This is a genomic window from Actinoplanes aureus, assembly GCF_015704865.1.
Classification (GTDB): domain Bacteria; phylum Actinomycetota; class Actinomycetes; order Mycobacteriales; family Micromonosporaceae; genus Actinoplanes; species Actinoplanes aureus.
Window position 1 is genome coordinate 157,065 of record NZ_JADQTO010000015.1, and the last position, 26,461, is coordinate 183,525.

General features: G+C 72.3%; 28 protein-coding genes and 2 pseudogenes. 18 read left to right on the forward strand and 12 right to left on the reverse strand.

Translation table 11 applies throughout. The features are described 5' to 3' along the window. Positions 1–110: 110 nt before the first annotated feature. Complete coding sequence (locus tag I4J89_RS29145) at positions 111–515, reverse strand: PIN domain-containing protein (protein WP_196417300.1); 405 nt, start codon at positions 513–515, stop codon at positions 111–113. 19 nt (positions 516–534) lie between these two features. Next, on the reverse strand, positions 535–1,710 hold the full coding sequence (locus tag I4J89_RS29150) for an FAD-binding oxidoreductase (protein ID WP_196417301.1): 1,176 nt from the start codon (positions 1,708–1,710) through the stop codon (positions 535–537). A 175-nt stretch (positions 1,711–1,885) separates the two neighbouring features. On the opposite strand from I4J89_RS29150, the gene I4J89_RS29155 reads away from it, so the two are divergent. From I4J89_RS29155 to I4J89_RS29180, 6 genes are all read left to right on the forward strand, one after another. Next, positions 1,886–3,799, forward strand: coding sequence for an elongation factor G (locus I4J89_RS29155; RefSeq protein ID WP_196417302.1), 1,914 nt, complete (start codon positions 1,886–1,888; stop codon positions 3,797–3,799). Between the two features lie 172 nt (positions 3,800–3,971). Then, positions 3,972–6,218, forward strand: coding sequence for a sensor histidine kinase (locus I4J89_RS29160; RefSeq protein ID WP_230859776.1), 2,247 nt, complete (start codon positions 3,972–3,974; stop codon positions 6,216–6,218). Then, complete coding sequence (locus I4J89_RS29165; protein WP_196417303.1) at positions 6,218–6,643, forward strand: roadblock/LC7 domain-containing protein; 426 nt, start codon at positions 6,218–6,220, stop codon at positions 6,641–6,643. Before I4J89_RS29160 ends, I4J89_RS29165 begins: the two co-directional genes overlap by 1 nt. Continuing rightward, positions 6,640–6,978 (forward strand): DUF742 domain-containing protein, encoded by a 339-nt coding sequence (locus I4J89_RS29170; RefSeq protein ID WP_196417304.1) that lies wholly within the window; start codon positions 6,640–6,642, stop codon positions 6,976–6,978. Before I4J89_RS29165 ends, I4J89_RS29170 begins: the two co-directional genes overlap by 4 nt. After that, on the forward strand, positions 6,959–7,558 hold the full coding sequence (locus I4J89_RS29175) for a GTP-binding protein (protein ID WP_309238523.1): 600 nt from the start codon (positions 6,959–6,961) through the stop codon (positions 7,556–7,558). The genes I4J89_RS29170 and I4J89_RS29175 overlap by 20 nt, the downstream gene beginning before the upstream one ends. Then, positions 7,558–8,511 (forward strand): ABC transporter substrate-binding protein, encoded by a 954-nt coding sequence (locus I4J89_RS29180; RefSeq protein ID WP_196417305.1) that lies wholly within the window; start codon positions 7,558–7,560, stop codon positions 8,509–8,511. Before I4J89_RS29175 ends, I4J89_RS29180 begins: the two co-directional genes overlap by 1 nt. A 23-nt stretch (positions 8,512–8,534) precedes the next feature. On the opposite strand, the gene I4J89_RS29185 is transcribed toward I4J89_RS29180, so the two are convergent. The 4 genes from I4J89_RS29185 to I4J89_RS29200 all read right to left on the reverse strand — a co-directional run bounded on the left by I4J89_RS29185 (position 8,535) and on the right by I4J89_RS29200 (position 12,320). Next, a complete protein-coding gene (locus I4J89_RS29185; protein ID WP_196417306.1) occupies positions 8,535–8,951 on the reverse strand; it encodes a PLD nuclease N-terminal domain-containing protein in 417 nt (138 codons plus the stop codon). Positions 8,952–9,043: 92 nt separating this feature from the next. Continuing rightward, positions 9,044–10,474 (reverse strand): sensor histidine kinase, encoded by a 1,431-nt coding sequence (locus I4J89_RS29190; protein ID WP_196417307.1) that lies wholly within the window; start codon positions 10,472–10,474, stop codon positions 9,044–9,046. Then, positions 10,471–11,184: a response regulator transcription factor gene (locus tag I4J89_RS29195; RefSeq protein ID WP_309238519.1), complete on the reverse strand. Its 714-nt coding sequence runs from the start codon at positions 11,182–11,184 to the stop codon at positions 10,471–10,473. Before I4J89_RS29195 ends, I4J89_RS29190 begins: the two co-directional genes overlap by 4 nt. Before the next feature lie 5 nt (positions 11,185–11,189). After that, positions 11,190–12,320, reverse strand: coding sequence for a hypothetical protein (locus I4J89_RS29200; protein ID WP_196417309.1), 1,131 nt, complete (start codon positions 12,318–12,320; stop codon positions 11,190–11,192). 76 nt (positions 12,321–12,396) lie between these two features. Between I4J89_RS29200 and I4J89_RS29205 the strand changes: the two genes are divergently transcribed. Next, positions 12,397–12,810: a hypothetical protein gene (locus tag I4J89_RS29205; RefSeq protein WP_196417310.1), complete on the forward strand. Its 414-nt coding sequence runs from the start codon at positions 12,397–12,399 to the stop codon at positions 12,808–12,810. 3 nt (positions 12,811–12,813) lie between these two features. On the opposite strand, the gene I4J89_RS29210 is transcribed toward I4J89_RS29205, so the two are convergent. Beyond that, the gene (locus I4J89_RS29210) at positions 12,814–13,767 is read right to left on the reverse strand and encodes an AraC family transcriptional regulator (RefSeq protein WP_196417311.1); all 954 of its coding nucleotides are present in this window, start codon (positions 13,765–13,767) and stop codon (positions 12,814–12,816) included. 106 nt (positions 13,768–13,873) lie between these two features. Between I4J89_RS29210 and I4J89_RS29215 the strand changes: the two genes are divergently transcribed. The 7 genes and pseudogenes from I4J89_RS29215 to I4J89_RS29240 all read left to right on the forward strand — a co-directional run bounded on the left by I4J89_RS29215 (position 13,874) and on the right by I4J89_RS29240 (position 17,537). Further along, positions 13,874–14,692 (forward strand): NAD(P)H-binding protein, encoded by an 819-nt coding sequence (locus I4J89_RS29215; protein WP_196417312.1) that lies wholly within the window; start codon positions 13,874–13,876, stop codon positions 14,690–14,692. A gap of 9 nt (positions 14,693–14,701) precedes the next feature. After that, positions 14,702–15,469 carry an enoyl-CoA hydratase/isomerase family protein gene (locus I4J89_RS29220; RefSeq protein WP_196417313.1) on the forward strand — a complete coding sequence of 256 codons (768 nt, stop codon included), beginning with the start codon at positions 14,702–14,704 and terminating at the stop codon, positions 15,467–15,469. Between the two features lie 194 nt (positions 15,470–15,663). Beyond that, positions 15,664–15,795 carry a hypothetical protein gene (locus I4J89_RS52010; RefSeq protein WP_255521816.1) on the forward strand — a complete coding sequence of 44 codons (132 nt, stop codon included), beginning with the start codon at positions 15,664–15,666 and terminating at the stop codon, positions 15,793–15,795. A 7-nt stretch (positions 15,796–15,802) separates the two neighbouring features. Continuing rightward, complete coding sequence (locus I4J89_RS50965) at positions 15,803–15,997, forward strand: hypothetical protein (protein ID WP_255521817.1); 195 nt, start codon at positions 15,803–15,805, stop codon at positions 15,995–15,997. Positions 15,998–16,043: 46 nt separating this feature from the next. Continuing rightward, positions 16,044–16,289, forward strand: a pseudogene (locus I4J89_RS51295) (alpha-ketoacid dehydrogenase subunit beta); the annotation flags it as partial. 59 nt (positions 16,290–16,348) lie between these two features. Next, positions 16,349–16,822, forward strand: a pseudogene (locus I4J89_RS51300) (biotin/lipoyl-containing protein); the annotation flags it as partial. Between the two features lie 151 nt (positions 16,823–16,973). Then, entirely contained in the window at positions 16,974–17,537 is a 564-nt protein-coding gene (locus tag I4J89_RS29240; RefSeq protein WP_196417314.1) for an RNA polymerase sigma factor, read from the forward strand. Here the strand turns inward: I4J89_RS29240 and I4J89_RS29245 are convergent. Continuing rightward, positions 17,520–17,954, reverse strand: a complete 435-nt coding sequence (locus I4J89_RS29245; protein WP_196417315.1) for a DUF6188 family protein — start codon at positions 17,952–17,954, stop codon at positions 17,520–17,522. The genes I4J89_RS29240 and I4J89_RS29245 overlap by 18 nt on opposite strands. A 137-nt stretch (positions 17,955–18,091) precedes the next feature. Between I4J89_RS29245 and I4J89_RS29250 the strand changes: the two genes are divergently transcribed. Together I4J89_RS29250 and katG are read left to right on the forward strand one after the other, a co-directional pair. Then, on the forward strand, positions 18,092–18,526 hold the full coding sequence (locus I4J89_RS29250) for a Fur family transcriptional regulator (RefSeq protein ID WP_196417316.1): 435 nt from the start codon (positions 18,092–18,094) through the stop codon (positions 18,524–18,526). Then, positions 18,523–20,757 (forward strand): catalase/peroxidase HPI, encoded by a 2,235-nt coding sequence (katG, locus tag I4J89_RS29255; RefSeq protein WP_196417317.1) that lies wholly within the window; start codon positions 18,523–18,525, stop codon positions 20,755–20,757. The genes I4J89_RS29250 and katG overlap by 4 nt, the downstream gene beginning before the upstream one ends. Before the next feature lie 54 nt (positions 20,758–20,811). On the opposite strand, the gene I4J89_RS51635 is transcribed toward katG, so the two are convergent. The 3 genes from I4J89_RS51635 to I4J89_RS29270 all read right to left on the reverse strand — a co-directional run bounded on the left by I4J89_RS51635 (position 20,812) and on the right by I4J89_RS29270 (position 23,674). Beyond that, positions 20,812–21,873 carry a M15 family metallopeptidase gene (locus tag I4J89_RS51635; protein ID WP_196417318.1) on the reverse strand — a complete coding sequence of 354 codons (1,062 nt, stop codon included), beginning with the start codon at positions 21,871–21,873 and terminating at the stop codon, positions 20,812–20,814. A gap of 105 nt (positions 21,874–21,978) precedes the next feature. Next, positions 21,979–22,908: an SDR family NAD(P)-dependent oxidoreductase gene (locus tag I4J89_RS29265; protein WP_196417319.1), complete on the reverse strand. Its 930-nt coding sequence runs from the start codon at positions 22,906–22,908 to the stop codon at positions 21,979–21,981. A 478-nt stretch (positions 22,909–23,386) separates the two neighbouring features. Beyond that, complete coding sequence (locus I4J89_RS29270; protein ID WP_196417320.1) at positions 23,387–23,674, reverse strand: DUF6223 family protein; 288 nt, start codon at positions 23,672–23,674, stop codon at positions 23,387–23,389. A gap of 156 nt (positions 23,675–23,830) precedes the next feature. On the opposite strand from I4J89_RS29270, the gene I4J89_RS29275 reads away from it, so the two are divergent. After that, the gene (locus tag I4J89_RS29275; protein WP_196417321.1) at positions 23,831–24,940 is read left to right on the forward strand and encodes a sensor histidine kinase; all 1,110 of its coding nucleotides are present in this window, start codon (positions 23,831–23,833) and stop codon (positions 24,938–24,940) included. Beyond that, the gene (locus I4J89_RS29280) at positions 24,937–25,596 is read left to right on the forward strand and encodes a response regulator transcription factor (RefSeq protein WP_196417322.1); all 660 of its coding nucleotides are present in this window, start codon (positions 24,937–24,939) and stop codon (positions 25,594–25,596) included. The genes I4J89_RS29275 and I4J89_RS29280 overlap by 4 nt, the downstream gene beginning before the upstream one ends. Before the next feature lie 11 nt (positions 25,597–25,607). Here I4J89_RS29280 and I4J89_RS29285 read toward each other — a convergent pair whose 3' ends face one another. Beyond that, positions 25,608–26,372, reverse strand: a complete 765-nt coding sequence (locus I4J89_RS29285; RefSeq protein ID WP_230859777.1) for a CPBP family intramembrane glutamic endopeptidase — start codon at positions 26,370–26,372, stop codon at positions 25,608–25,610. Positions 26,373–26,461 lie beyond the last annotated feature (89 nt).

A 26,461-nucleotide genomic window follows, 5' to 3' on the forward strand; every position in this document is an offset into this window, starting at 1 on the left:
CGCGGCCGCTGGTCTTGGCCCAACGTGGGTGCTGTCTGGCGGCCGTTGAGACAGCATTGAGCGCGGGCCGAGCAAGATCACCGCTTGGGGACCCTGACCACGGAAGCTCTCTAGCCGGCGGGGAGCAGAGCGTGCAGCGGGGCTACCGGGACGACGTTTTCGGCCTTGGCTGCCAGGGCGGGGTCGACGGTGACCAGGGCGTCCGCCTGCAGGCGGGCGATCGCCAGGTATTCCGCGTCGCGCAGGGAGTCCCAGTTCTGGTCTCGCGCGATACGCCAGGCGGTGGTCCGGGAGACCCGGTCCCCGAGAAGGCGCATCCTCAGCTCGGTGATCCGCTCGTGGACGCGCAGTGCGGCCCTGTCGGTTCGCTCGCCGCGGCGTACGTCGGCCAGCAGGAATTGCAGCGCCTCGGAGCGGATGTTGTTCGGAGCGACCAGTTGGTGGCCGGTGTCGATGGGCAGCTCGTTGTCGATCAGATGCAGCAGCGTGGGGGCATCGATGACGTATCGCGCCATCCCGTCAGCCTACGTCCGATCAGGTGAACATCCGGTCCGGGTCGTGGCTGGCGTGGATTCGCCGCAGGCGGTCCGTGTTGCCCAGGGAGTAGGCCTCCGGCGGCAGGTCCGGCTCGGGGAAGTTGGGGTACGCGCCCCCGGTGCCGTACGGGTGGGTGATCGCGTAGGAGGACTCGAGCCACGGGCCGGGCCGCTCCCCCGCGCCGACCGTGGCGGTCTGCTTGAGCAGGAACCGGGCGTCCCGGTGCGGGAAGGCGGTCGCGTCCGCGGGCACCCGGTTGTACGCGCCGCCCCACGGGTTGAAGTCGAGTTCGCGCTGCTCTCCCGGCCGGTGGTCGGTGTTCAGCCGGTCGATCAGCTCGGCGGCCGGCACGGCCTGGCGGAAGAACTCCGAGCGAAGGTACGCGTGCCCGATGTCGCCGTCGCCGGCCAGCCACTGCTTCGTCGCGTGGTGGGTGCCGTGCTGCCGCTCGTCCGTGGACGGCCGCACCGCGATCAGCCGGATCAGGTGGTCCACCGCGGCCGGGCCGGGCGCCGCACCGAAGACCGTGACCGACAGCGGCGGTGCGGTGATCACCAGGCTGGGCGCGTACGCCTCGTCGAGCTCCGGCAGGGCGTGCTGCCAGGCGTCGAGCACGTCGGCGGCGGCCGGCGCCGGGAAGGTCAGCCGGAAGGCGGTGGAGTCGGGTGCCGGCACGGTCCGGAAGGTGAGCGAGGTGACCACGCCGGGCGCACCGCCGCCGCGCAGCGCCCACAGCAGGTCGTCGCCGGCCTCGGTCACCGTGCCGTCCGCCAGCACGACGGTCGCGGCGAGGAGGCTGTCGCAGGTCAGGCCATGTCGGCGGCCGAGGATGCCGAGGCCGCCGCCGAGGGTCAAGCCGGCGATGCCGACCGTGGCGCCGCAGCCGGCCGGGACGGTGCGGCCGTGTGCGGCGAGGCGGTCGTACAGTTCGGCGAGCCGGGTACCCGCGCCGACGACGACCCGGTCGCCGTCGGCGCGTACGCCGGTCAGCGGGCTCACGTCGATCACCGTGCCGGTGGTGCTGGATCGGCCGGCGAAGCAGTGCCCGCCGCCGCGCACGGCGACCGGGCGGCCGGCCCGGCGGGCCTCGGACACCGCTGCCACCACGTCCGCGGTCGAGGCGCATGGAAGCACAGTGGCGGGCCGGATGCCGGCGAAGCGAGGGAGAACCATCCGCCGACCCTAAACGCCGGGCGCGGCGGCGCCGGGTTTTTAAATCGATTGCCCCGGCCTCGCCGCACTGATGAGCTTGGGCGGTCCGCGAAGCCGAGCAGAGAGATCAGTGAGATGCGTGCTGCGTACATGTCCCGCCCGGAAGGAGTCCGCACCCTCGTTAAGGACATGACGCTTGTCAATTCTCAATCTCGGCATCCTGGCCCACGTCGACGCCGGTAAGACCAGCCTCACCGAGCGCCTGCTGCACACCGCCGGAGTCATCGACCGTCTCGGCAGTGTCGACGACGGCAGCACGCAGACCGACACCCTCGATCTGGAGCGCCGCCGCGGCATCACCATCAAGTCGGCGGTGGTGTCGTTCCGGCTTCGTGACCGCACCGTCAACCTGATCGACACGCCCGGCCACCCGGACTTCATCGCCGAGGTGGAAAGGGTCCTCGGCGTGCTCGACGGCGCCGTTCTGGTGGTCTCCGCGGTGGAGGGTGTGCAGGCGCAGACCCGGGTGCTGGCCCGGACCCTGCACCGGCTGCGCATCCCCACGCTCATCTTCGTGAACAAGGTGGACCGCACGGGCGCCCGCTTCGACGGCGTGCTCGACGAGATCGCCGCCCGGCTGAGCCCGGCGATCGTACCGATGAGCCGGGTCGACGGCCTCGGCGGCCGCGACGTGCGCGTCCGGCCCGGCGTCGACCTGCTGCGGCTCGCCGACCACGACGACGAGGTCCTGGCCGCGTTCGTGGAGGAACGCCCGCTGCCGCCGGTGCGGGTGCACGACCGGGTCCATCCGGTCTACTTCGGATCGGCGATCACCGGCGCCGGCGTCGACGACCTGGTCGACGGCATCACCCGGTTGCTGCCGGCGGCGACCGGCGACGCCGAGGGGACGCCGGCCGGCACGGTGTTCAAGGTCGACCGCGGGCCGGCCGGCGAGAAACTGGCCTACCTGCGGATGTTCGAGGGCACGTTGCGGGTGCGCGACACCGCCGGGCCGGATCGGATCACCGGCATCGAGGTCTTCGCCGACGGCGCGACCAAGACCCGGGACGCGATCCGCGCGGGTGAGATCGGCCGGCTGCGCGGGCTCGGCTCGGTCCGGATCGGGGACGCTTTGGGCGTACGCGAAAAGGCTGTTCAACCGCATTTCGCGCCGCCCAGCCTGGAGACCGCGGTGCTCGCGTCCCGCCGAGCGGAGCGCGGCGCCCTGCATGCCGCGCTCACCGAGCTCGCCGAGCAGGATCCGCTGATCAATCTGCGACAGGACGACGAGCGCCAGGAGGTGTACGTCTCGCTCTACGGCGAGGTGCAGAAGGAGGTCGTCGAGGCCACCCTGGCCGAGCAGTACGGGCTGACCGTGACGTTCCGGGAGACCACCACGATCTGCGTGGAACGGCTCGCCGGCGTCGGCGAGGCGGTCGAGTTCAACCAGGTCGACCCCAACCCGTTCCTGGCCACGGTGGGCCTGCGGGTGGCACCGGCGGCGCCCGGCTCGGGGGTGTCGTTCGGCCTGGGCGTGGAGCTGGGGTCGATGCCGGCGGCCTTCTTCGCGGCGGTGGAGCAGACCGTGCGCGAGACGCTGCGGCAGGGCCTGCACGGCTGGTCGGTGCCGGACTGCGCGGTCACCATGACCCACTCGGGGTATTCGCCGCGGCAGTCACACTCACACGCCATTTTCGACAAGAGCATGTCCAGTACCGGCGCCGACTTCCGCCTGCTCACCCCGCTGGTGCTGATGACGGCGCTGCGCCGGGCCGGCACGGTCGTGCACGAGCCGATCCACGCCTTCCGCGCCGAGGTGCCGCCCGGCACGGTTCCCGCGGTGCTGCCGGTGCTGGCCCGGTTGGGCGCGGTGCCGCTGTCGACCGGCCCGGCCGAGATCGCCGGGGAGATCCCGGCGGCCCGGGTGCACGAGCTGACCCGGCGGCTGCCCGCGCTGACCCGTGGCGAGGGTGTCCTGGAGAGCGCCTTCGCCCGCTACGCACCGGTACGGGGTCCGGCCCCGTCCCGGGAACGGACCGGCCCGGATCCGCTCGACCGCAAGGAGTACCTGCTGCGGGTGGTCCGCCGCACCGGCGCCCGGCAGACATAGCGGACCACTCGTTCGTAGTACGCCGTCCGGCGCGACCCCGCGGGCTCGTGCCGGGACTCGGGCGAGCCCAGGCCCGGGATCGGCCGGTTCACCGTACCGGTGTCGCCCGATCGGGGCGTTGACCCACATGTTGGCGTCCGTCAATTCTGTGGCGTCAGCAGAAGGGGGTCCGATGGGCCGCACAACCGGCGCGAACGGCCGGGCCGGGCACACGATCCGTGGCCGCATCGTCCGCATCCTCGCGCTCCCTGTCGCGGCCGTGCTGCTCCTGCTCTCCGTGGTGGTGGCCGAGGAACTGGCCGGCTACCGGCTCGCCGCGCGAACCGACCGGGCGATCACCCTCGACCTCGCCGTGCAGTCCCTCGTGCAGGAGGTGCAGACCGAGCGCGGGGTGACCGCCGGCCTGCTCGCCGGCAACGCGGCCTTCCGCGCCGAGGTGGCACCGGCCCGGCAGCGGGTGGACCGCGAGCACCAGGCGTTGCGGGATCTGGTCGCGGACGGCGACCTGGACGGGCAGGTGACCGGCGCGCTCGACCGGATGGCGGCGCTGCCGGCCGTCCGGGAGGACGCCGACGCCGGCGGCGCCGACCGGGCCGAGGTCTTCGCCGACTACAACGACCTGATCGAGGATCTCGGTGAGGTCTATTTCGCCCTGGACAACGCGGCCGACGCGCAGACGCGGCTCGGTTCCGAGGCGCTCACCATGCTCAACGCCGCGAAGGAGGTCACCGCCCGGCAGCGCGCCTTCCTCAACGGGGTCTTCTCGGCCGGCGGGTTCCGCGACGGCGAGTTCCTCCAGTTCGTCCAGCTGCGCTCGGACCGCGACATCGCCCTCGAGGAGTTCGAGGAGTACGCCACCCCGACCGCCGTCGCGGCGAAGAACTATCTGCTCAGCACCGGCCCCGCGACGCAGGCGCTGCAGTACGAGCAGCTCGCGCTGGCCTCCGGTGACGGGCAGCCGCTCCAGCTCGACCCGCAGGCCTGGTGGTCCTCGCTGACCACGGTGCTGGACGACATGTCACAGCTGGCCCGGCACATCGGCTCGACCCTCAAGGCCCGCGCCGAGGTGCTCCGGGAACGGGCCGACCTGCGGCTGGCCGGTCTGGCCGCGATCGTGCTGCTCTGCATCGGCGGGGCCCTCTACCTGGCGACCGGCGCGGCGCGGTCGCTGGCCGGGCCGCTGTCCGGCCTGGCGACCGAGGCGAACCGGCTGGCCGGCGAGCGGCTGCCGGAGGCGGTGCGCCGGGCGGTCGCCGAGGACGAGGGCGGGCCACCGGACCCGGTGCCGATCGCCGGGAGCGCGAGCATCGAGGTGCGCCAGGTCGCCGACGCGCTGGACCGGGTGCAGGCGACGGCGTACGCCCTCGCGACCGAACAGGCGCGACTGCGGCGTACGAGTGCCGAGTCCCTGGCCAACCTCGGCCGCCGTAACCAGAACCTGCTGCGCCGCCAGCTCGGGTTCATCACCAGCCTGGAACGCGAGGAGTCCAGTCCGGCCGGGCTGGCGAACCTGTTCGAGCTGGATCACCTGGCCACCCGGATGCGGCGCAACGCGGAGAGCCTGCTGGTCCTGGTCGGCGCGGCCAGTCCCCGGCAGTGGTCGGGCCCGCTGCCGCTGACCGACGTGATCCGGGCCGCCGTCTCCGAGGTCGAGGAGTACCGGCGGGTGTCGCTGCGCCGCCTGGACGAGGCGATGGTGGCGGGCTCGGTGGTCAGCGGGCTCGCCCACCTGCTCGCCGAGCTGATCGAGAACGGTCTGGTGTTCTCTCCACCGGACCCTGGACGTGGAGATACACGGCCGGTTGGTGGACGGCGGCTACCTGATCGCGGTCTGCGACCAGGGCGTCGGCATGAGCCAGGCCGACCTGGACACGGCCAACCAACGGCTGCGCGGCGAGGGCGACTTCATCACCGCGCCGGCCAGGTTCCTCGGTCACTACGTGGTCGGGCGGCTGGCGGCCGAGATGGGCGTCGAGGTCGAGCTGGGACGGTCCGCGGTGACCGGAGTGACCGCCCGATCATGCTGCCGGCCGGCATCCTCGCCGAGCCGGCGGCGCTGGTCGCGGGGCGGCCGCCGGGTGAGGAACTGCCCTCGACCCGGCTGCCGCGGGGCACGCGGCCGGGAGCTGTCGAAGTCGACTATGTCGTGGTGGCCGAGCGACCGGCGGTGCCGGCGCCGCGGCGGCCCCTCGATGCGCCGCTGGTGGAGACGGCGCCTGGCGTCGCGCGTACCGCGAACGGTTTGCGCAAGCGCGTCCCCCGTGCCCAGCGCGCCCCGGCGGCCGCGGCGCCCACCCCACCGCCGGAGCCGGCCGCACCGGTCACCGACTCGCCGGAGGCGATACGCACCCGGCTGACGGCGCTGCGCGACGGCATCCGGCGCGGCGCCGCCCAGAATCCGCCCGCGAGGAGCTTGTGATGAGCGTGGAAGCTCAGGCCGACCGGCACCAGTTCAACTGGCTGCTCGGCAACTTCGTCCATCAGACCGACGGAGTACGCGACGCCGTGGCGGTGTCGTCGGACGGCCTGCTGATCGCCGCCTCCGAGGGGCTGCACCGGCCGGATGCCGACCAGCTCGCCGCGATCGTGTCCAGCCTGGCCAGCCTGGCCCGCAGTGCCTCCCGGCGGTACGAGTTCGACGGCCTCAAACTGATCATGATCGAGATGTACCGGGGTTTCCTGGTGATCTCGGTGATCCCGGGCGGCAGCTGTCTGGGCGTGGTCGCCACCGGGGACTGCGACCTCGGCCTGGTCGGCTACGAGATCTCGGTGCTCGCCGAACGGTTCGGCGAGCTGCTCACCCCGGCGCTGATCGCCGAGTCGCGGCAGCACCTGCCGCGATGAACCCGGCCGACGAGGATCCCGTGGTACGCCCGTTCATGCTCACCGGCGGGCGGACCCAGCCGCTGCAGGACGGGTTGCGTATCGAGACCCAGCTGATGGCCGTACCGGCCGCGCTGTCGGCGCCGCTGCGCTTCGAGTCGCGGCGCATCGTCGAGCTGTGCCAGAGCCCGAGGTCGATCGCCGACCTGGCGGTGGCGCTGGCCGCACCGCTCGGCGTGGTCCGGGTCATCGTCGCCGACCTCATCACCCAGGGTCTGGTACGCGTACGGAACGCGCCGGACACCCTCAGCACCGCGTTGATCGAAAGGATCCGGGATCGTGTTCGGGCGCTCTGAGACGCCGGCCGTGCCGCCGCCGGTCGCCGTGAAGGTCGTCATCAGCGGCGGCTTCGGGGTCGGCAAGACGACGTTCGTCGGCGCGGTCTCCGAGATCGAACCGCTCGTCACCGAGGCGGAGATGACCGAGCGATCGATCGGGGTGGACGACACGTCCGCGGTCACCGGCAAGACCACCACGACGGTCGCCCTGGACTTCGGCCGCATCACCCTCGACGACGCGCTGCTGCTGTACCTGTTCGGTACGCCCGGCCAGGACCGGTTCGCGTTCCTCTGGGACGACCTGGTCACCGGGGCGCTCGGAGCGATCGTGCTGGTCGACACCCGGCGGGTCGAGGACTGCTTCCCGGCCATCGACTACTTCGAGGACCACGACATCCCGTTCATCGTCGGAGTCAACACCTTCGACGGGGCGCGCCGGTTCGCGCTCGGCGAGATCCGCGAGGCGCTCGACCTGCCTGGGCAGCACCCGCTGCTGGAGTGCGACGCGCGCCGGCGGGAGTCGGTGAAGGCGGTCCTGGTCGCCCTCACCGAACAGGTCCTCGCCAAGCGGCTCGCCCGCCGCGCCGGGGTGTCGTGATGAACGCCGTCCGGCGGGCGGTGGCCGTACTGGCGTTGCTGCTGGCCGGCGGGTGCGGCGGCGCCTCGACGGCGATCGTCGCCGCGCCCGGTGTGCCCGCCGGGGTGCCCTGCGGGACCGTGACCATCGCGGTGAATCCGTGGGCCGGGTATGCCGCGAACGTCGCCGTGGTCGGCTACCTGTTGCGTACGGAACTCGGCTGCACCGTGCGGACGAAGGAGCTCACCGAGGACGACTCGTGGGCCGGCATCGCCTCGGGCGAGGTCGACGTCATCCTGGAGAACTGGGGCCACGACGACCTGCGCCGCAGGTACATCGACCAGCAGAAGGTCGCCGTGTCGCTGGGTGCGACCGGCAACCAGGGCGTCATCGGCTGGTACGTGCCGCCGTGGATGAAGGCCGAGCATCCGGACATCACCGACTGGCAGACCCTCAACCGGTACGCCCCGCTGTTCCGTACCGGCCGCTCCGGCAAGCGCGGGCAGTTCCTCGCCGGCGACCCGTCGTTCGTCACCAACGACGCCGCTCTGATCACGAACCTCCGCCTGAACTACACCGTCGTGCACGCCGGCAGCGAGGACCGGCTCATCCGCGCCTTCCAGCGGGCCGAGGCGGACCGTACGCCGCTGCTGGGCTACTTCTACGAACCGCAGTGGCTGCTCGCCGAACTCGACCTGGTGCACATCCCGCTGCCGCGTCACCGGCCCGGCTGCGACGTCGACCCGAAGGCGGTCGCCTGCGACTACCCGGCGTACCTGCTGGACAAGGTCGGCCGGGCCGGTTTCCTGCGTTCCGGCAGCCCGGCCGTCGAACTGATCGAGAACTTCCGGTGGACCAACGCCGACCAGAACGCGGTCGCCCGCGACCTGACCGTGAACGGGCTCAGCCCGGACGAGGCAGCCCGCCGGTGGCTCACCGCACACCCGCGGCAATGGCGGAAGTGGCTGCCGTGACCACCGGCGAGGAGCCGGCCACCTCAGCTGACCGCGGTGCCCTGACGCTCGAGGGCACGCGTCTTCAGCTGCTCGAACTCGATGGCGTTGATGGTGCCGGAGTCCAGCAGCCCCTTCGCCTTCGCGATCTCTTCGGTGGCGTTGGCGGGGCCGGCCGCGGGAGCCGCCACCGAGCGGATGTAGGCCTCCTGGTGCTTCTGCATCTCGGCGTGCGCGGCCATGGCCCGCTCGGTCATGCCGGAGCCGCGGGCGATCAGGTAGACCAGCATGCCGAGGAACGGCAGGAAGATCAGGAACAGCACCCACATGGTCTTGGCGAACCCGCCGAGGTCCCGGCTGCGGAACAGGTCGCCGAAGATGAAGAACAGGCCCATGAACCAGCCCAGGAAGATGAAGAATTCCAGCATGGCCAGCAGGAACGACCCATTGTCGTCGAACATGGCGGTAGCCTTCCGGCTCGAGATCGATGTTCTTGTCTGTCTCTAGTGCACCGCCCGCTCGCCGTCCCGTCCTCATCCGCCGGGGAGGGTTTTCAGAGTTCCTGGGAGTGCTCTGCGGATAGCCACGGCAGGTGGACGCGGAACGTGACACCGCCGCCCGGGGTGGGCAGCACCTCGACCCGTCCGCCGTGCGCCGCGACGAGCGAACGGACGATCGCCAGGCCCAGCCCGGCACCGGAGGCCGGTCCGCGCGTCCGGGAGTCGTCGGCGCGGTAGAAGCGCTCGAACACCCGCTCGGCCTCCGGTCCGCTGAGCCCCGGGCCGCTGTCGGCGACCTCGAGCACGGCCTCGCCGCCGGCGCGGCCGACCCCGATGCGTACGGCCGCGTCCGGCGGGGTGTGCGCGTGCACGTTGCCGACCAGGTTGACCACGACCTGGCGCAGCCGGGCCTCGTCGCCGAGCACCAGAGCGGGCGCGGGCGCGGAGCCGTCGTCCGGGCCGGTGAGCCGGACCGGGCGGCCGGGATCCAGCGCCAGCAGGTCGTGGCGGGCGTCGGCGGCCAGGGTGCGCAGGTCCATCGGCGCCGGATCGAGCACGGTACCGGCGGCCGGCTCGTCCAGCCGGGCCAGCAGCAGCAGGTCCTCGACCAGGGCGGCGAGCCGCCCGGCCTCGGTGTCGATCCGCCGCATCGTGTGCTCGACGTCGCCCGCCCCGGCGGTGCCGCGCATCAGCTGGAGTTCGGCGGAACCCTTGATGCCGAACAGCGGGGTGCGCAACTCGTGGCTGACGTCGGCGACGAACCGGCGCATCCGCGCCTCCGATTCGGCGCGCGCGGCGAAGGCGCCGTCGATCTGCGCGAGCATGCCGTTCAGTACGCGCGTCAGCCGCGCCACCTCGGTGTTCGGCGGGCCGGCGTCCGGGATGCGATGGGCCAGATTGCCGGCGGCGATGGCGGTGGCGGTCTGCTCGATGGCCCGCAGTGGCCGGAGCCCGGCCCGGATCGCCAGCCAGCCGGCACCGGTCAGCACGGTCACCACGACCAGGCCGGTGATCACGCAGACCAGGCGTACCCGCGCCACGATGCCGTCGATCGCGCTCAGCGACGCCGCCACGACCACTGATCCCACGCCGCCGGAGCGAGGCACCACCACGGCCCGCCAGCCGTCGATCGTCAGCGGGACGCCGGACTCCGCCCGCCCCAGCGACTCCTCGAATCGGGGTGCGGTCTCGTCCGCCCCGCTCTGCGCGGAGCGCTCCACGGCGCCGCCGGAGTCCAGATAGACCACCGCCAGCGTGCTGATCAGGTCCAGGCCGCTCGTCAGGTCCCGGGTCCGGGCGTTCACCGCGACGTCCAGCACGTTCGGGTCGATCCTGGACATGACCTGGGAGAACTGCCGCACCTGGCGGTCCACCCGGTCGACCAGGTGGCGGCGCAGGGCGGCGGTGACGACGGCGTCGCTGACCACGATCCCGGCGACCAGCAGCACCGCGGTGATCAGCAGCAGCCGGGCCCGCAGGCTCATCGCCGCGGCCCGCGCAGGACGTAACCGGCACCGCGTACGGTGTGGATCAGCTTCGGCTCGACGTTGTCCACCTTGCGGCGCAGGTAGCTGACGTAGGTGTCGACGATGCTGGTGTCCCCGGCGAAGTCGTAACGCCACACGTCCTCGAGGATCCGCGGCTTCGACACCACCTGATCGGCGTGCGCGACCAGGAAGTGCAGCAGCTTGAACTCGGTCGGTGAGAGCCGTACCGGCCGGCCTGCCCGGGTCACCTCGCGGGCCACCGGATCCACGGTCAGGTCGGCGACGGCCAGGACGCCGTCCACCGGCACCGCGCCGGAGCGACGCAGGATCGCCTGGATGCGGGCGATGAGTTCGGGCAGGTGGAAGGGCTTGGTGACGTAGTCGTCGCCGCCCAGGCTCAACCCGTTCACCTTGTCCTCGGGCGCGTCCCGGGCGCTCAGGAAGAGCACCGGGACCGGGCGGTGCGCCCGGGCGGACCGCAGCCGGCGAACCACTTCGAAGCCGTCCATGCCGGGCAGCATCAGGTCCAGCACGATCAGGTCCGGCGGGTCACCCAGGGCCGCCTCGACGGCGTCCGCGCCGGTGCCGACGGCGGTCACCGTGAAGCCGGCGAAGCGCAGGGCGTCGGCTAGCAGACCGCGTACGGTGTCCTCGTCGTCGACGACCAGCAGCCGGGGCGGGGTGTCCCAGGCCGGAGTGGACCGCACCCGCGTCACCCCCGCCCGTTCGCCGCCAGGGCCACAACCCTGCCCTGCCACCGGATGTCGGCCAACAGGCTACCGACGAAGCCGGCCAGCCCACCACCGGCGGCTCCGGCGAGCGCCGCCCAGCCCATGGCCGGCGCCAGGGTCACGGCGAGGACGTCGACGTTGAACACCAGCACCTGTACGCCGAGTTTCAGCTCTCCCCCGGCGGCCTGGCTCAGCGCGGCCAACACGGCCGCCAGGACGGTACCGGCGATGAGCGCCCGCAGACCGGCCCGGCGAAGGCGGCTGCCGTCCCCGCCCGGCGGCGCGGTCGCCAGCAGAGCCGCGGTGACCAGCACGAACAGCACCAGCACCAGAGCGCCCGGCCCGGTACCCGGTGGACTGCCGGTGTGCTCGCTCAGCCGGGCCGCCAGCGGGCCGCCGAGGACGAGCTGTGACGGGGCGCCGAACACGGCGAGGAGCGCTGCCAGGACGACGTTCGGGCCGTAGAGGATCGCCAGGCCGGCGGCGGGCGGTCGCTGGGTGGCCGCGACCGCCGCCAGGACCAGCCCGGCGCCGACCAGGACGGCCGGCCCGGCCGACGCTGCCGTGACCAGGACGCGCCGGTGCGGCAGGACGGTCAGCAGAGCGCAGCCGCCGATGAGGGCGACCAGGGCGACCAGACCGCCCAGCATCGTGTCACCGGTCTCCGGGCGGATCATGAGCTGCGCGTCCCGCATGGCCTGCGTGGCACCGGCCGGGACGGAGATCGTGGTGACGGCGTCCGGGGCGGCCAGCACCACCGCCAGGACGATCACCGTCGTCACGGCGGCGCCGGCGCCGCGCACGGCGATCACCCGCGGCGGCGTCCGCAACGAGCCGACCAGCACGACACCGAAGACCAGCGCTCCGGCGGCGGAGAGCCCGAGCGGCGCCACGTCGACCGTTCCGTGCAGGACGGCACCCATCGCGCCCGCGTCCAGCTGACCGGCCAGCGCCGCCGCCCCGCCGACCGCCGCGGCGACGACCGCCGCGACAAACGCCCAGGTCACCGGCATGTCCCACGCGGCCAGCGCGGCCACCGCGAGCCCGCCCATGACCGCGTACGCGGCGAGCACCGCCGCCGCCCCTCGAAGAACCTCTCGCAGACTGTCCATGGCCAGACGGTCGCGCCCGGCCCTGAAGATCCCGGCAGAGTTCCTGGGAGAACTCACAATGTCTAAACTCCATGCGATGAGTCGCCGGGTCGCCGCCGTCACCACGTCAACGATCATCGATCACCGCATGTTCATGCTGGTGGACGAGGAACAGCCGGGTGCCGAACCGGCCATGCCGCACGACTCCGGCGACTGGGTCTCGGCCGGGCCGGCCGCGGTTCTGGTGGAGAGTCCATATGACAGTTACGACGCGATGCTGCGTCTGGAGGAGTGGGACGCCGAGCCGGAACGCGACGGCGAGCAGTGGGACGACGTCGTCGATGTGACCGTCGCGTGGCCGACCGGGAAGATCCGGCTCAACCAGATCACCGCCGGTTACGAGGACACCGGCTTCGCGCTCACCGGGCCGGGCAGCTATCACGTGCGCCTGGCCTGCCGGCAGACCGACGAGGAGGAGTACCTCGTCCAGTTCTGGCCGGCGGCCGGCTGAGGGTCACACGGCGGTGCGGAACCGCTGCGGCGTCGTGCCGCGGACCCGTTTGAAGGCGACCGTCAGCGCGAACGCGTTCGCGTAGCCGACCTGCCGGGCGATCGATTCGAGGGTGGCGTCGGAGTTGCGCATGGCCTCCGCGGCCAGGTCGAGACGCCAGTGCGTCACGTAGGTCATCGGCGGCTGCCCGACCAGGTCGGTGAAGCGGCGGGCGAACGCCGCCCGGGACGCCCCGCTCACCTCGGCCAGGTTCGACACCGTCCACGGCCGGGCCGGCTCCTCGTGGATGACCCGCAGCGCCCGGCCGACGAGCGGGTCGCCGTGCGCGCGGTACCAGCCGGGCGCGTCACCGGCCGGGCGGGCGAACCAGGCGCGCAGGGCGGCGATCAGCGCCAGGTCCAGCAGCCGGTCGAGCACGACCTGCTGGCCAGGTGCGTCGCGCTCCACCTCGGCGGCGAGCAGGTCCATGATCGGTGACTGGACGTGCTCGCGCGGCACCCGCAGCACGGTCGGGAGCGACGCCAGCAGGCGGCCGCTGACGTAGCTGTTCACCTGGTAGGTGCCGCTGGCCACGACCGCCACGTCGTCCGGGCCGTCGCCGCCGGCCCGCACGTCCAGGGACTTGGTGTGCGGCCCGATCCGCGCCGAGGCGGTGATGTCCTCGCCGGCGAAGGTGACCAGGCGGTTGCCGGCGTGCACGTACAGCTCGGGGCGGGTGGCCGGGTCGTCCGCGACGGTGTACGGCTGCGGGCCCTGCACGATCGCCACGTCCCCGGTCCGGATCAGGGTGGGCTCGCCGTCGTCCGGTACGAACCAGGCGTGGCCGCGCAGCGGGGTGGCCAGGGCGAGCGGCGCCTCGTCGACGATCCGCAGTGCCCACGGCGGGCGCAGTACCGACTGACAGAAGGCGGCGGTCCGGGCCCGTACCCCGTCCAGCAGATCTCCCAACGGGTCCATGACCGGTTAGCGTAGACGCTCAGACATGCGACCGAGCCTGACGAACATGGATCGTCTCACCTGCCGCGACTTCACTTAAGTCATCGATCCCACGCAGGAGGCTGACATGTACGCCATCACCGGAATCACCGGCCACGTCGGCGGCGCCACCGCACACGCGCTGCTCGCCGCGAACGAGAAGGTCCGCGCGGTCGTCCGCGACCCGGACAAGGGCAAGCGGTGGAGCGACTTCGCGGTGGCCGACTTCACCGACCGAGCGGCGCTGACCGGCGCGTTCGCCGGCACCCGCGGCGCCTTCGTGATGCTGCCGACCGTTCCGCCGTTCACCGACGAGGCGCACCGCGGCATGGCCGACACGATCGCCGCCGCGGTCGCCGACAGCGGTGTCCCGCACGTGGTGATGCTGTCGGCGATCGGGGCCGACCTGGCCGAGGGAAGCGGGCCGATCCGCTGGCTGCACCACCTGGAGAACCGGCTGCGGGAGACCGGGGCGACGGTCACCGCGATCCGGGCACCGCACTTCCAGGAGAAGTTCGAGCCCTTCCTCGGTGGCGACGTGTATCCCGTCTTCGCGGAGTCGGCGGACGTACCCGTACCGATGGTCGCCACCCGCGACGTCGGCGCGGCCGTCGCCCACGCGCTGACCTCACCGCCGAGCGCCAGCGAGGTGGTCGACCTGGAGGCGCCGAGCTACACCGAGCGGCAGGTGGCCGAGGCGCTGGGTCTGCCAGTCGTGACCATCCCCCGCGCCGGCTGGGCCGACGCGCTCACCGGCGCCGGCCTGCCGCCGCTGCTCGCCACCGAGATCGCCGCGCTCTACGCGGCCGACGAGGACGGCCTGCTGCAACCCCGCGGCGACCGCCGGCAGAGCTGTACCACAGAGCTCGGCGAGACCCTGCGCGGCCTGGTCAAACCCGCCGCCTAGGATCACGCTGTGAACTCCGATCTGTCGGTCAGCGTCAAGAACCACGTCGCCGTGCTGGAGATGCGCCGGCCGCCGGCCAACCACTTCGACGAGGCGCTGATCGGGCGGATCGTGGACGCCGCCCTGGCCCTGGACGACGATCCGGCGTGCCGGGTGATCATCCTGGCGTCGGAGGGCAGGCACTTCTGTGCCGGGGCGGACTTCAGCGGCGGGGAGTTCGCCCTGGACCAGGCGGCCGCGGCCGAGCGGCTGTACCGGCGGGCGGCGCGACTGTTCGACGTGCGTACCCCGATGATCGCAGCCGTGCAGGGCACCGCCGTGGGTGGCGGGCTGGGCCTGGCCTGCGCGGCCGACTTCCGCATCGCGGAGCCCGCCAGCCGGTTCGTGGCGAACTTCGCGAAGCTCGGCTTCCACCAGGGGTTCGCCCTCAGCGTGACGCTGCCGGACCTGATCGGACGGCAGGCGGCGACCGGCATGCTGCTGACCGGCCGCCGGGTCGGCGGTGAGGAGGCGGTACGCCTCGGCCTGGCCGACCGGCTCGCCGAGCCGGGCGGCGTGCGGGAGGCGGCCTGGGAGCTGGCCCGGGAGATCGCCGCGTCGGCACCGCTGGCGGTCCGGTCCATGCGGGCCACCCTGCGCGCGGACCTGGCGGCCCGGGTCCGGCAGGCCCTCGACCACGAGCTGGCCGAGCAGATGGTGCTCTGGCAGACCCGGGACAGCGCCGAGGGCATCGAGGCGAGCCTGCAACGGCGTACCCCGGTGTTCCGGGGCGAGTAGGCGGCCCGCGCTCCTCCGGTATCTGAAACGCCGGCCGTTGCCGCGCTGTGCGCGGCGGGCCGACGCTTCGGGGAACGGAAGGAGGAGTCGATGACGATCGACGCCGAGACCCGCCTGGACCCTGTGCCCACCTCGGCGCCGGCGACACGGTCACCGCCACGCACCGCCCGCACCACTTCGCGATCGCACACGGCGTGGATCTGCGCCGGATGGCGGCGGAGATCTTCGGCCGCGAGACCGGGCTGGGCCGCGGCCGCGGCGGGCACATGCACCTGTTCGACCCGGCGACGCATTTCTCCTGCTCCGGCATCATCGCCGAGGGCTAGGTGAGTCATGACCGCGACCGTGGAAAGCCACCGGCTCACCACGGCCCGGGCCGTGGTGGACGGCATCGCCGCCGAGATGGAACGCGACGAGTCGGTCTGCTACCTCGGTGAGGACGTCGGAGCGTACGGCGGCATCTTCGGGTCGTCGACCGGGCTGCTCGACCGGTTCGGCGCGACCCGGGTGATCGACACGCCGATCTGAAGAGACCGCGTTCATCGGTCTGGGCATCGGCGCGGCCGTCGAGGGCATGCGACCCGTCGTCGAGCTCATGTTCGTCGACTTCTTCGGCGTCTGCATGGACCAGATCTACAACCACATGGCGAAGATCTCGTACGAGTCCGGCGGCAACGTCACGGTCCCGATGGTGCTCACCACGGCGGTCGGCGGCGGCTACAGCGACGGCGCGCAGCACAGTCAGTGCCTGTGGGGCACGTTCGCCCACCTGCCCGGGATGAAGGTCGTCGTGCCGAGCACCCCGTACGACGCCAAGGGCCTGATGATCTCGGCGATCCGCGACGACAATCCGGTCGTGTACATGTTCCACAAGGGATCATGGGGCTGGCTGGATGGCGAAGAACCGGCGGGCGATCGCCGAAGCGCCCGACCGGGCGTACACGGTTCCGATCGGACAGGCCCGGATCGCCCTCCTCGGTACGCAAGACCGGACGGCTGGTCGTCGTCGACGAGGACTACCTGTCGTACGGCCTGTCCGGCGAGGTGGTCGCGTCGATCACCGACGTCGATCCGTCCCTGCTGCGGGCGCCGGTGGCGCGGGTCGCCGTTCCGGACGTGCCGGTCCCGTACGCGCACGCCCTGGAATACGCGGTGCTGCCGCGACGTGGCCACGGCATGACCGAGGTGCTGTTCCCGGCGCTGTCGAAGCAGAACCCGGCGGCGCTGGGCGTCCTCACCACCTGGTTCGTCCGCGACGGCGACCGGGTGGCGGCGGGCGACCTGCCGGCCGAGGTCCAGGTCGACAAGGTCTCGATGGAGGTGCCGGCGCCGGTGGCCGGCGTGGTCCACCTGCTGGCCGGCGAGGAGGCGGAATTTCGCAGGGCACGGCGATCGCCGCCATCGACGGCTGAACCGGCACTCCAGCGCGCAGTCCAGCGCGGCCTCCAGCGGCGCCGCCCACGCTCACCTTGTCCTTACCGACGAGGCAGAGGCAGGTGGCGTAATGACACGGTTGTCGATCCTGGTGGCCCGGGCGGCCAACCGGGAGGAAAGCGCGTGGACGGAGCTGGTGGCCGAGTTCGGCCCGATGATGCGGTCGATCGCCGCGGGCTACCGGCTCACGCGGGAGGAGGGCGCGGACGCGGCACAGATCACGTGGCTGCGTCTGCTCGCACACATAGACCGCATCCGGGAACCCGATCGGATAGCCGGCTGGCTGGCCATCACGATGCGGCACGAGTGCTGCCGGATCGTCCGGCAGCGCGGGCGCGAGCAGCGGCTGGAGGAGTGGATGGCGGTCGAGGACGACACCGAACAGGTCGTCGCCCGGCTGCTGCACGACGAGCGCACCGAAGCACTGTGGTACGCGGTCGAGCGGCTACCCGCCCGGCAGCGCCGGCTGATGCGCGCGTTGTCGCACGCCTCCGCACCCTCCTACCAGGAGGTGGCGGCCGCGATGTCGATGCCGGTCGGCAGCGTCGGCCCGACCCGGGCGCGGGCGCTGAGCCGCCTGCGGGAACTCCTCACCGAGGACGGCGCCGGCCGGCCGCTAGACCCGGCCGCCTGAGCCGCCGCCCCAGACCGCGAGCTCACCACGGGCCAGGCAGACGATCAGTAAGCCGTCCGCACCGGTGACCGCCCACGACTCGGCGTCGTCGTCGACGTCCACCAGCAGTGCCGCTCCGCCGCGGAAGCCGATCTCCAGCTCCCCGGTGTCGCGGGCGCCGGCCGACTCGACGACGTCGCCGAGCAGCGTGGCGATCGCGTCCGACGGGTTGTCGCCGGGTTCTACGTCGTACCGGCCGGTGGGGCCGTCGAGATGCGCGACCGCCTCGATCAGCACCTGGCGGCCGCCGGTGAAGCCCAGGACGACGGCGTGGCCGAGCCACACGTACTCCAGCTGCTGCCCGACCAGCAGGTCGAGCGGCCGGCCTGGTTCCGGACGCGGTGCGGCGTCCCGGCCGGCGACCATGAGTGGCACCATGAACACCTCGATCGGCTCGTCGGGCTACGTGATGGCTGACCGTAGCCCGGCGTTCCATAAGAAATCCTTAACGGCAACCCCGTGTTCAAGGTCGCGAAACTTGATTCATTCCAGAAAAGGGGACTAAGGTCTCCGGCATGACGTCCGACTTCGAGGCGCAGCTACGAGCCGTCTCGTTGCGCGTGACCCGGCCACGCCTGGCGGTCCTCGCCGCACTGCGCGACCACCCGCACGTCGACACCGACGCGGTGATCGACCTGGTGCGTGCTGATCACCCCACCGTCTCCCACCAGGCGGTCTACGATGTGCTGCGTGCGCTCACCGACACCGGTCTGGTGCGCCGCATCCAGCCCGCCGGTGCGACCGCCCGCTACGAGTCGCGGGCGACGGACAACCACCACCATGTCGTGTGCCGTTCCTGCGGTGCCATCGCCGACGTCGACTGTGCGGTCGGCCACGCCCCCTGTCTCACTGCCTCGGACGACCACGGGTTCGTGGTCGACGAGGCAGAAGTCGTCTATTGGGGCATCTGCCCCGACTGCGTGACCCGTTCGGAAGAAGGAAACAGATGAGCGACATCAACGACCCGAAGTCGACCGGTTGTCCGGTCGCGCACGACTCCGTCACCGCGAGCGGCAGCGAGAGCGAGAACCCGGCGATCGACTCGCCGACCCCGAAGACCGGCGGGCGCCCGCGTACCAATCGGGACTGGTGGCCCAACCAGCTCGACCTGTCGGTGCTGCACGCGCACTCGCCCAAGGGCAACCCGCTGCCCGGCTTCAGCTACGCCAAGGAGTTCGAGAAGCTCGACGTCGATGCCCTCAAGCAGGACATCGTCACGGTCCTCACCACCTCGCAGGACTGGTGGCCGGCCGACTTCGGCCACTACGGCGGTCTGATGATCCGGCTCAGCTGGCACGCCGCGGGCACCTACCGCATCCACGACGGCCGTGGTGGCGCCGGTGACGGCGGGCAGCGTTTCGCTCCGCTCAACAGCTGGCCGGACAACGCCAACCTGGACAAGGCCCGGCGTCTGCTGTGGCCCGTGAAGGCCAAGTACGGCCAGAAGGTCTCCTGGGCCGACCTGCTCGTGCTCGCCGGCAACGTGGCCCTGGAGTCGATGGGCTTCAAGACCTTCGGCTTCGGCTTCGGCCGCGTGGACATCTGGGAGCCCGAGGAGATCTTCTGGGGTCCGGAGGACACCTGGCTCGGCGACGAGCGCTACGCCTCCGAGAAGACGATGTCCGAGGGCGTCGGCGCGACCGAGATGGGTCTCATCTACGTCAACCCGGAGGGCCCGCGTGGTAGCGCGGACCCGCTGGCCGCGGCGCACTTCATCCGGGAGACGTTCGCCCGGATGGCGATGAACGACGAGGAGACCGTCGCGCTGATCGCCGGCGGCCACACCTTCGGCAAGACCCACGGCGCCGGCGTCGCCGACAACCACGTGGGCCCGGAGCCCGAGGGCGCCCCGATCGAGACGCAGGGCCTGGGCTGGCTGAGCACCCACGGCACCGGCAAGGGCCCGGACACCATCACCAGCGGCCTCGAGGTCACCTGGACCGACCGGCCGACCCAGTGGAGCAACCGCTTCTTCGAGATCCTCTTCGGCTACGAGTGGGAGCTCACCACCAGCCCGGGCGGCGCGAAGCAGTGGGTCGCCAAGACCACCGACGAGATCATCCCGGACGCGTACGACCCGGCCAAGAAGCACCGGCCGACGATGCTCACGACCGACCTGTCGCTGCGCGTCGACCCGGCGTACGAGAAGATCTCCCGCCGGTTCCTGGAGAACCCGGACGAGTTCGCGCTGGCCTTCGCCAAGGCCTGGTACAAGCTGCTGCACCGCGACATGGGCCCGGTCCGGCGCTTCCTCGGCCCGTGGGTCCCGGAGGCCCAGCTGTGGCAGGACCCGGTGCCGGCCGTCGACCACGAACTGGTGTCCGACGCCGACGTCGCGGCTCTCAAGGCGAAGGTCCTCGAGGCCGGCCTGAGCACCGCCCAGCTGGTCTCCACCGCCTGGGCGTCGGCCGCCTCCTACCGGTCCACCGACAAGCGCGGTGGCGCCAACGGCGCCCGGATCCGCCTCGAGCCGCAGCGCGGCTGGGAGGTCAACCAGCCGGTCGCGCCGGTGGTGGACGCCCTCGAGCAGATCCGGCAGGAGTTCAACGCCGCCGGTGGCGCGAAGATCTCCCTGGCTGACCTGATCGTGCTGGCCGGCTCGGCCGCCGTGGAGAAGGCGGCGCGGGACGCCGGCGTCCCGGTGACCGTGCCGTTCCACCCGGGCCGCACCGACGCCTCCCAGGAGCAGACCGACGTCGAGTCGTTCAAGGTCCTCGAGCCGCGCGCCGACGGTTTCCGCAACTACCTGCGCCCGGGCGAGAAGACCCAGCCGGAGGTACTGCTCGTCGACCGGGCGTACATGCTGAACCTGACCGCGCCGGAGATGACCGTCCTGGTCGGCGGCCTGCGCTCGCTCGGCAACAACTTCGGCGGCAGCCGGCACGGTGTGCTCACCGACAAGCCGGGCGTGCTCACCAACGACTTCTTCGTCAACCTGCTCTCCCCCGGCACCCGGTGGAAGGCGTCGGAGTCCGAGGAGAACGTGTACGAGATCCGGGACTTCACCACCGACGAGGTGAAGTTCACCGCCACCGCGGTCGACCTGATCTTCGGCTCCAACTCGCAGCTGCGTGCCATCGCCGAGGTGTACGCCAGCTCGGACGCCCGCGAGAAGTTCGTGACCGACTTCGTCGCGGCCTGGACCAAGGTCATGGAGCTCGACCGCTTCGACCTGTCCTGATCCTTCGGTAAAACGAACGAGCCCCGGCCGATCGGCCGGGGCTCGTCCCGTTTCTCAGTTGCCGTTGATCGACCAGTGCCACGGCTCGGACGGCAGGTTCACGAACCCGTACCGGCCGGCGTTGGCGGCCAGCCACTTGAAGGCCTTGCTCTTCCGGCTCGTGATGCTCTTCCCGCCGGACGAGATGTCGATCGCCAGGCCGAGCTCGTGCAGGGACCGGCCGGGGATCGCGGTCGGCACCCGGCACGACGAGGACGGCGCGGTCCAGACGTCCGGGCAGCCGTTGGACTTGCGCAACGCGATCTGCTGCTGCTTCGTCCGGAAGCCACCGCCGGAGAGCCGGACGCCCGACTTGGCCGCGTCGTCGACCATCCGCTGGAACGAGAACGCGACGATCCGGTTGACCGTGACGCCGTACACCTTCGTGGTCTGCGCCGCGGTGAACCGGGACCGGGTCTGGGTGACCACCTCGTCGCTGATCGCCGTGGCCTGCGCCGCCAGGGCCACCCGGGTCTTCGGCCACGCGGTGATCGTTGCCTGGGCGTTGCTGACCGCCCGGACCGCTGCCTGATGCGCGGTCGTGGCCGCGGTCACCTGACGGTTCGCCACGGTGTACGCCGACCGCGCGGCCTTCAGCGCCGCCGCCGTCTTGCCGGCCGTGGCCGCGCGAGCCTGGACCATCCGGTCGGCCGCCGTCAGCGCCTTCTGCGCCTTGGCGACCCGGCTGCTCCGGTACGGCCGCTGCTTCTTCACGGCCCGCAGGGCCTTCTTCGCCGCGGCCGCCGTGGCCTTCGCCGTGGCGAGCTTCGCGGTGGCCGTCCGGTGCGCGGTGCTCGCGCGGGTCGCGGTCGCCGCCGTGGTGGTCTGCGCCTTCCGTGCCTCGGCGATCGCGCTGGTCCGGGCCGGCACCGCGGCGCGCAGGCCGGGCAGCTGCGCGGTCAGGCGTACCGCCTGCGTCTCCAGGTTGAGCTTGCGGCGCATCACCTGCGCCCAGGTCGTGCCGGCGGACGCCTTGGCGGTGGCGGCCTGCGCCGGCACGCCGGCTCCACCGGTGACGATCAAAAACGCGAGTGCGGGTACGACGAACCGCCGTCCCACCTTGTCTTTTCCGTTCACTGCGCTGCCCCTCCCCAGGTCGCTGACGCCGGAGAGTCGAATCGGCGGCGTCAACACCCAGGTGAGGAATCCAGCGTTGTCAACCGGTTGCAGCGCGGACGGGGCCTACCGCAGGGCTCGCCAGGCGACGAACGCGCCGGCCAGAGCGAGTCCCACCCAGGACTTCCGTCTCTTCTCGCGCACCGCCTCGGCCGCCGGCGGCAACGGTGCGAAGACGTTGCCGTTGTGCGGTTCCACCCGCTCCCGGGACAGCCCGCCCACCCGCATCAGCGGGCCGACCAGCACGTCGTACAGCGCGGGCGTCGCCACGAACCCGAAGTTGATGAGCCGGTTCGCGGCACCGACGGTCACGGTGGCCCGCGGCCGGCGCGCGCAGCGAACGATCGCCGCGGCCACCTTCTCCGGCGAGTCCACCGGCGGCGGGGGCTGCCCGAAGCGGCCCGCGAAGTTGGCGGCGTTGCGGTAGATCGGGGTGTCCACGGCACCGGGCGACACCAGGCAGACATGGATGCCCGGGGCGTCCCGGGTCTCCAGCCGCAGGGCCCGGACCAGGGCGCGCAGTCCCCACTTGCTCGTCACGTAGGAGCTCGTGTACGGCGTGACGACGGTACCCAGCAGCGAACCCCCGAAGATCAGAACCCCGCTGCCCTGCGCCCGGAACCGCGCCAGCGCGACCCGGGCCACCGTCGCGGCGCCGAGCAGGTCGGTGGTCACCACCCGGTCGAAGACCTCGGCGGGGACGTCTTCGAACCGGCCGTACGCCATCACCGCCGCGGTGTGCACCCACACGTCGAGACGGCCGAACGCGGTCGTGGCGGCCGTTGCCACCGCCTCCACCGTCTCCGGCTCGGTCACGTCGGCGACGGCGACTTGCACGCGCGCCCCGGCGGCACGGCACTCGGTGGCGACCTCCTCGAGCGCGGGCGCGGACCGGGAAGCCAGGACGAGGTTGGCACCGGCTCGGGCGTAGGCGAGCGCGGTGGCCCGCCCGACGCCGCTGGAGGCTCCGGTGATGACGACGGTTTCGGTGAGCACGGTACCGGCTTACCCGCGCGGGCCGCGCTGATGCGCTATCGGCGCAGGCCGTTGAGGGCCATGGTGACATGGAGACGTGGGCCGCCTGGGAACGGACCAGCCGCGCCGCCGAGCACGCCGTCCCCGCACCCTGACAGCGCCGAAACCCTTCGGCGCCAGGTCCGCTTCCCGCTTGCGCCTTTTCGGGGTACGGGAGCCGGCCGTCACGCCGAAACCACCCCGTCCCCGCTTGCCGGCGCGAGCAAGCCGGTGCGCACGGCCCCACCGCGACCGCCGGGCCCAGGCAGGCGCCGCGCGTACCCCCGTTTCAGCGACCCGCGGCAACCACGCCGCCGCCCGCAACCGCGCGTTCCACCCGCCCGGGCCCGGCGGGGCGGTGGGGCCAGGTGCCGCGCTCCGATCGCGCGGGAGAGCGGGGACGGCCAGGATTTCCGCGACTGCGCCGACCCGTACCGTGAAAGGTCTTTCTCGGATGGAATCAGCGGAGGGCGCGAGCGAGGGCCAGGCCACCGAGGGCGATGCTCAGCAGGCCGAGTGCTACGGCGATGACCGCGCCGGCCAGGCCGTTGCCGGTGCCCAGGCCGCCGGCGGAGTTGGCGGCGTGCAGCCCGCCGACGACGGCGCTGACCAGGCCCGCGGCCAGGGCGAACAGCGAACCGGTGCGGCCGGCGCGGGCCAGCGAGCGCCAGCCGACGATGACGCCGGCCAGCGCCAGCACGGCGATAACGGTGGGTATCAGGCGGCCGGAGCCGAGTTCGTATTCCATCGGGATCTCCCTTCTCGAAATGGTGTCGGGTCGATCGTCGGCTGTGCCGGCCGCCGCGGGCGTCTGCCGGCGGGCGGCACGTGGTACGCCCCGGGGCGTACGCCGGCGCGCTCTCCGGCGTATGAGCCGGCCGGCCGGGCCGCCTAGGATCACGGCATGTCGTTCCGCCCGCCGGTCTGGGCTCAGGATCTGCTGCTGGCGCTCTTCATCACGGTGATGCAGGTCCAGGGCACCGTCGTGCGCAACGACGGGGAGAACCTGGGGCCGCTGGCATACCTGCTGCTGGTCGTCGGTGGCGCGGTCGTGGCCGTGCGCCGCCGCTGGCCGGTCGCGGTGTTCGGGGTCAGCGCGCTCGCGAGCGTGGCGTACTACTCGCTCGGCTTTCCGGACGGGCCGGGCTGGCTGGGTCTGTTCGTGGCGCTCTACACGCTCACCGCCCTCGGTGACGGGCGCCGTTCGGTGCGGACGGCCACCGCGGGCATCGGGATCCTGACGGTGTGCTGGCTGGTCACCGCCATCGGCGTGGAGCCGCCGGAGGCGATCGGCTGGGTGTTCTTCCGGATCGGCGCCTCGGTGATGAGCGCGGCGCTCGGTGAGAGCGTCCGATCGCGAAAGGTCATCGCGGCCGACGCGGTGGAGCGCGCCCGGCAGGAGACCCGCGCCCGGGTCGACGAGGAACGGCTGCGGATCGCGCGCGAGGTCCACGACACCGTCGCGCACGCGATCGCGATCATCAACGTGCAGTCCGGGGTGACCGCGCACGTGCTGGACAAACGACCGGAGCAGGCGCGCGCCGCGCTACAGGTGATCGAGCAGACCAGCGCGCGTGCGCTTCAGGAGATGCGGACCGTCCTCGGCGTCCTCGACGACGGCCGGCGGCCGCTGCCCGGGCTGGAGGCGATCGACGACCTGGCCGCCGAGGCGCGCAAGGCGGGGCTGGAGGTGGACGTCGCGGCGGCCGGTTCGCCGCCGGGGGTGCCGGGCGCGGTGGGCAGTGCCGTGTACCGGATCGTGCAGGAGTCGATCACCAATGTGATCCGCCACGCCGGGGCGACGCGGGTCACGGTCGCGCTGGACTACAACGCCGACACCGTGCGGGTCCGGGTGGCGGACGACGGTGACGGGCCCACCGGAGCCGGTGTGCCGGGCCGCGGGATCCTCGGCATGCGGGAGCGCTGCCACCTCCTCGGCGGGGAGCTCGACGCCGGGCCGCTGCCGGGTGGGGGCTTCGCGGTCACCGCCCGCCTGCCGCTGGCCGCGGCATGACTCTCAAGGTGCTGCTCGCCGACGACGAGCGCCTGGTGCGGTCCGGGTTCCGGCTGCTGCTCGACACCGAGGACGACATCACCGTGGTGGGCGAGGCCGCCACCGGCGCCGAGGCCGTGGAGCTGGCCCGGTCCACCCGGCCGGACGTGGTGCTCATGGACATCCGGATGCCGAAGATGGACGGTATCGAGGCGACCCGGCAGATCGCCTCGACAAACGGGCTCCAGCAGGTCCGGGTGCTCATTCTGACCACGTACGACACCGACGAGTACGTCTTCGACGGTTTGCAGGCCGGGGCCAGCGGCTTCCTGCTCAAGGACGCCGGCCCGGCCGAGCTGCTGCACGCCATCCGGGTGGTCGCCGCCGGCGAGGCCCTGCTCGCGCCGCGGATCACCCGCCGGCTGATCGCCCAGTTCACCGCGCGGCGTACCGCCGGGCAGGCCGCGCGGCAGCGGCTCGCCGTCCTGACCGAGCGGGAACGCGAGGTGGTGACGCTGGTGGGTCAGGGCCTGCGCAACGACGAGATCGGCGCGGCCCTGTTCCTCAGCCCGGACACCGCGCGTACCCACGTCAGCCGCGCGATGGGAAAGCTCGGCGCCCGCGACCGGGCACAACTCGTGGTGATCGCCTACCAGACCGGGCTGGTCACGCCGTAGCCAGCCGGCGCTCAGGCCAGGCGGACCGCGGCCAGGGCCGCGGTGACCAGCAGGCCCAGGCCGTTGGTCGCCCAGTGCAGCGCGGCCGCCGCGAGCAGGCTGCCGCTGCGGCGCCGCAGCTCGCACAGCAGCAGGCCGGCCAGCGCGGTGAAACCGACCGCACCGAGCACGGCGAGGACCTGGCCGATGACGTCGGTGCCGAGCACCGCGCCGACCGCCTCGTTGGCCTGCGCGAGGCGCAGCGACGGCAGGATGTGCCAGAGACCGAACAGCACCGATGAGGTGACGCTCGCCCAGACCGCGCCGCGGTGGCGGTTGACCATGCCGAGGAGTACGCCACGGAAGGCGACCTCCTCGAGCAGGACGGTGCCGAGCGGCACGACCACGAACGCGGTCATCAGGGCGGCGCTCAGGTGCAGGTGGTAGCGGACGTCGTCGAAGGCCGGCCGGGTCGCCGGGATGGCGACGCCGATCGCGTAGATCACGGCGACCGCGAGGACGGCGCCGACGGCGTACTTCAGACCGGGCACCAGCGTGCGCCGCGACAGGCCCATGTCGTGCCAGCTCAGGCCGGCGCGACGGCCGAGCAGGACCAGGCCCAGCGCGACGAGCGGGCCGGCCACCAGGCCGGTGTGCGGCGGACCGTACTTGGCGGCGACGTTGACCGCGGCCAGGACAACGATCATGGCGCCGAAGACGAGAGCCAGACGACGCCGCGACGGGTGCGCGGCCGGACGGGCGGGGATCGGAGTGCGATCAAGGGCGAGAATGGGCATAGCGGGCCGAAGACTACCCGGAGTGGGGTGTCCACATCGGGCGAATGTAACGCTGTGTGACCTTAAACTCGTCACCCGCCCGTGGCCTG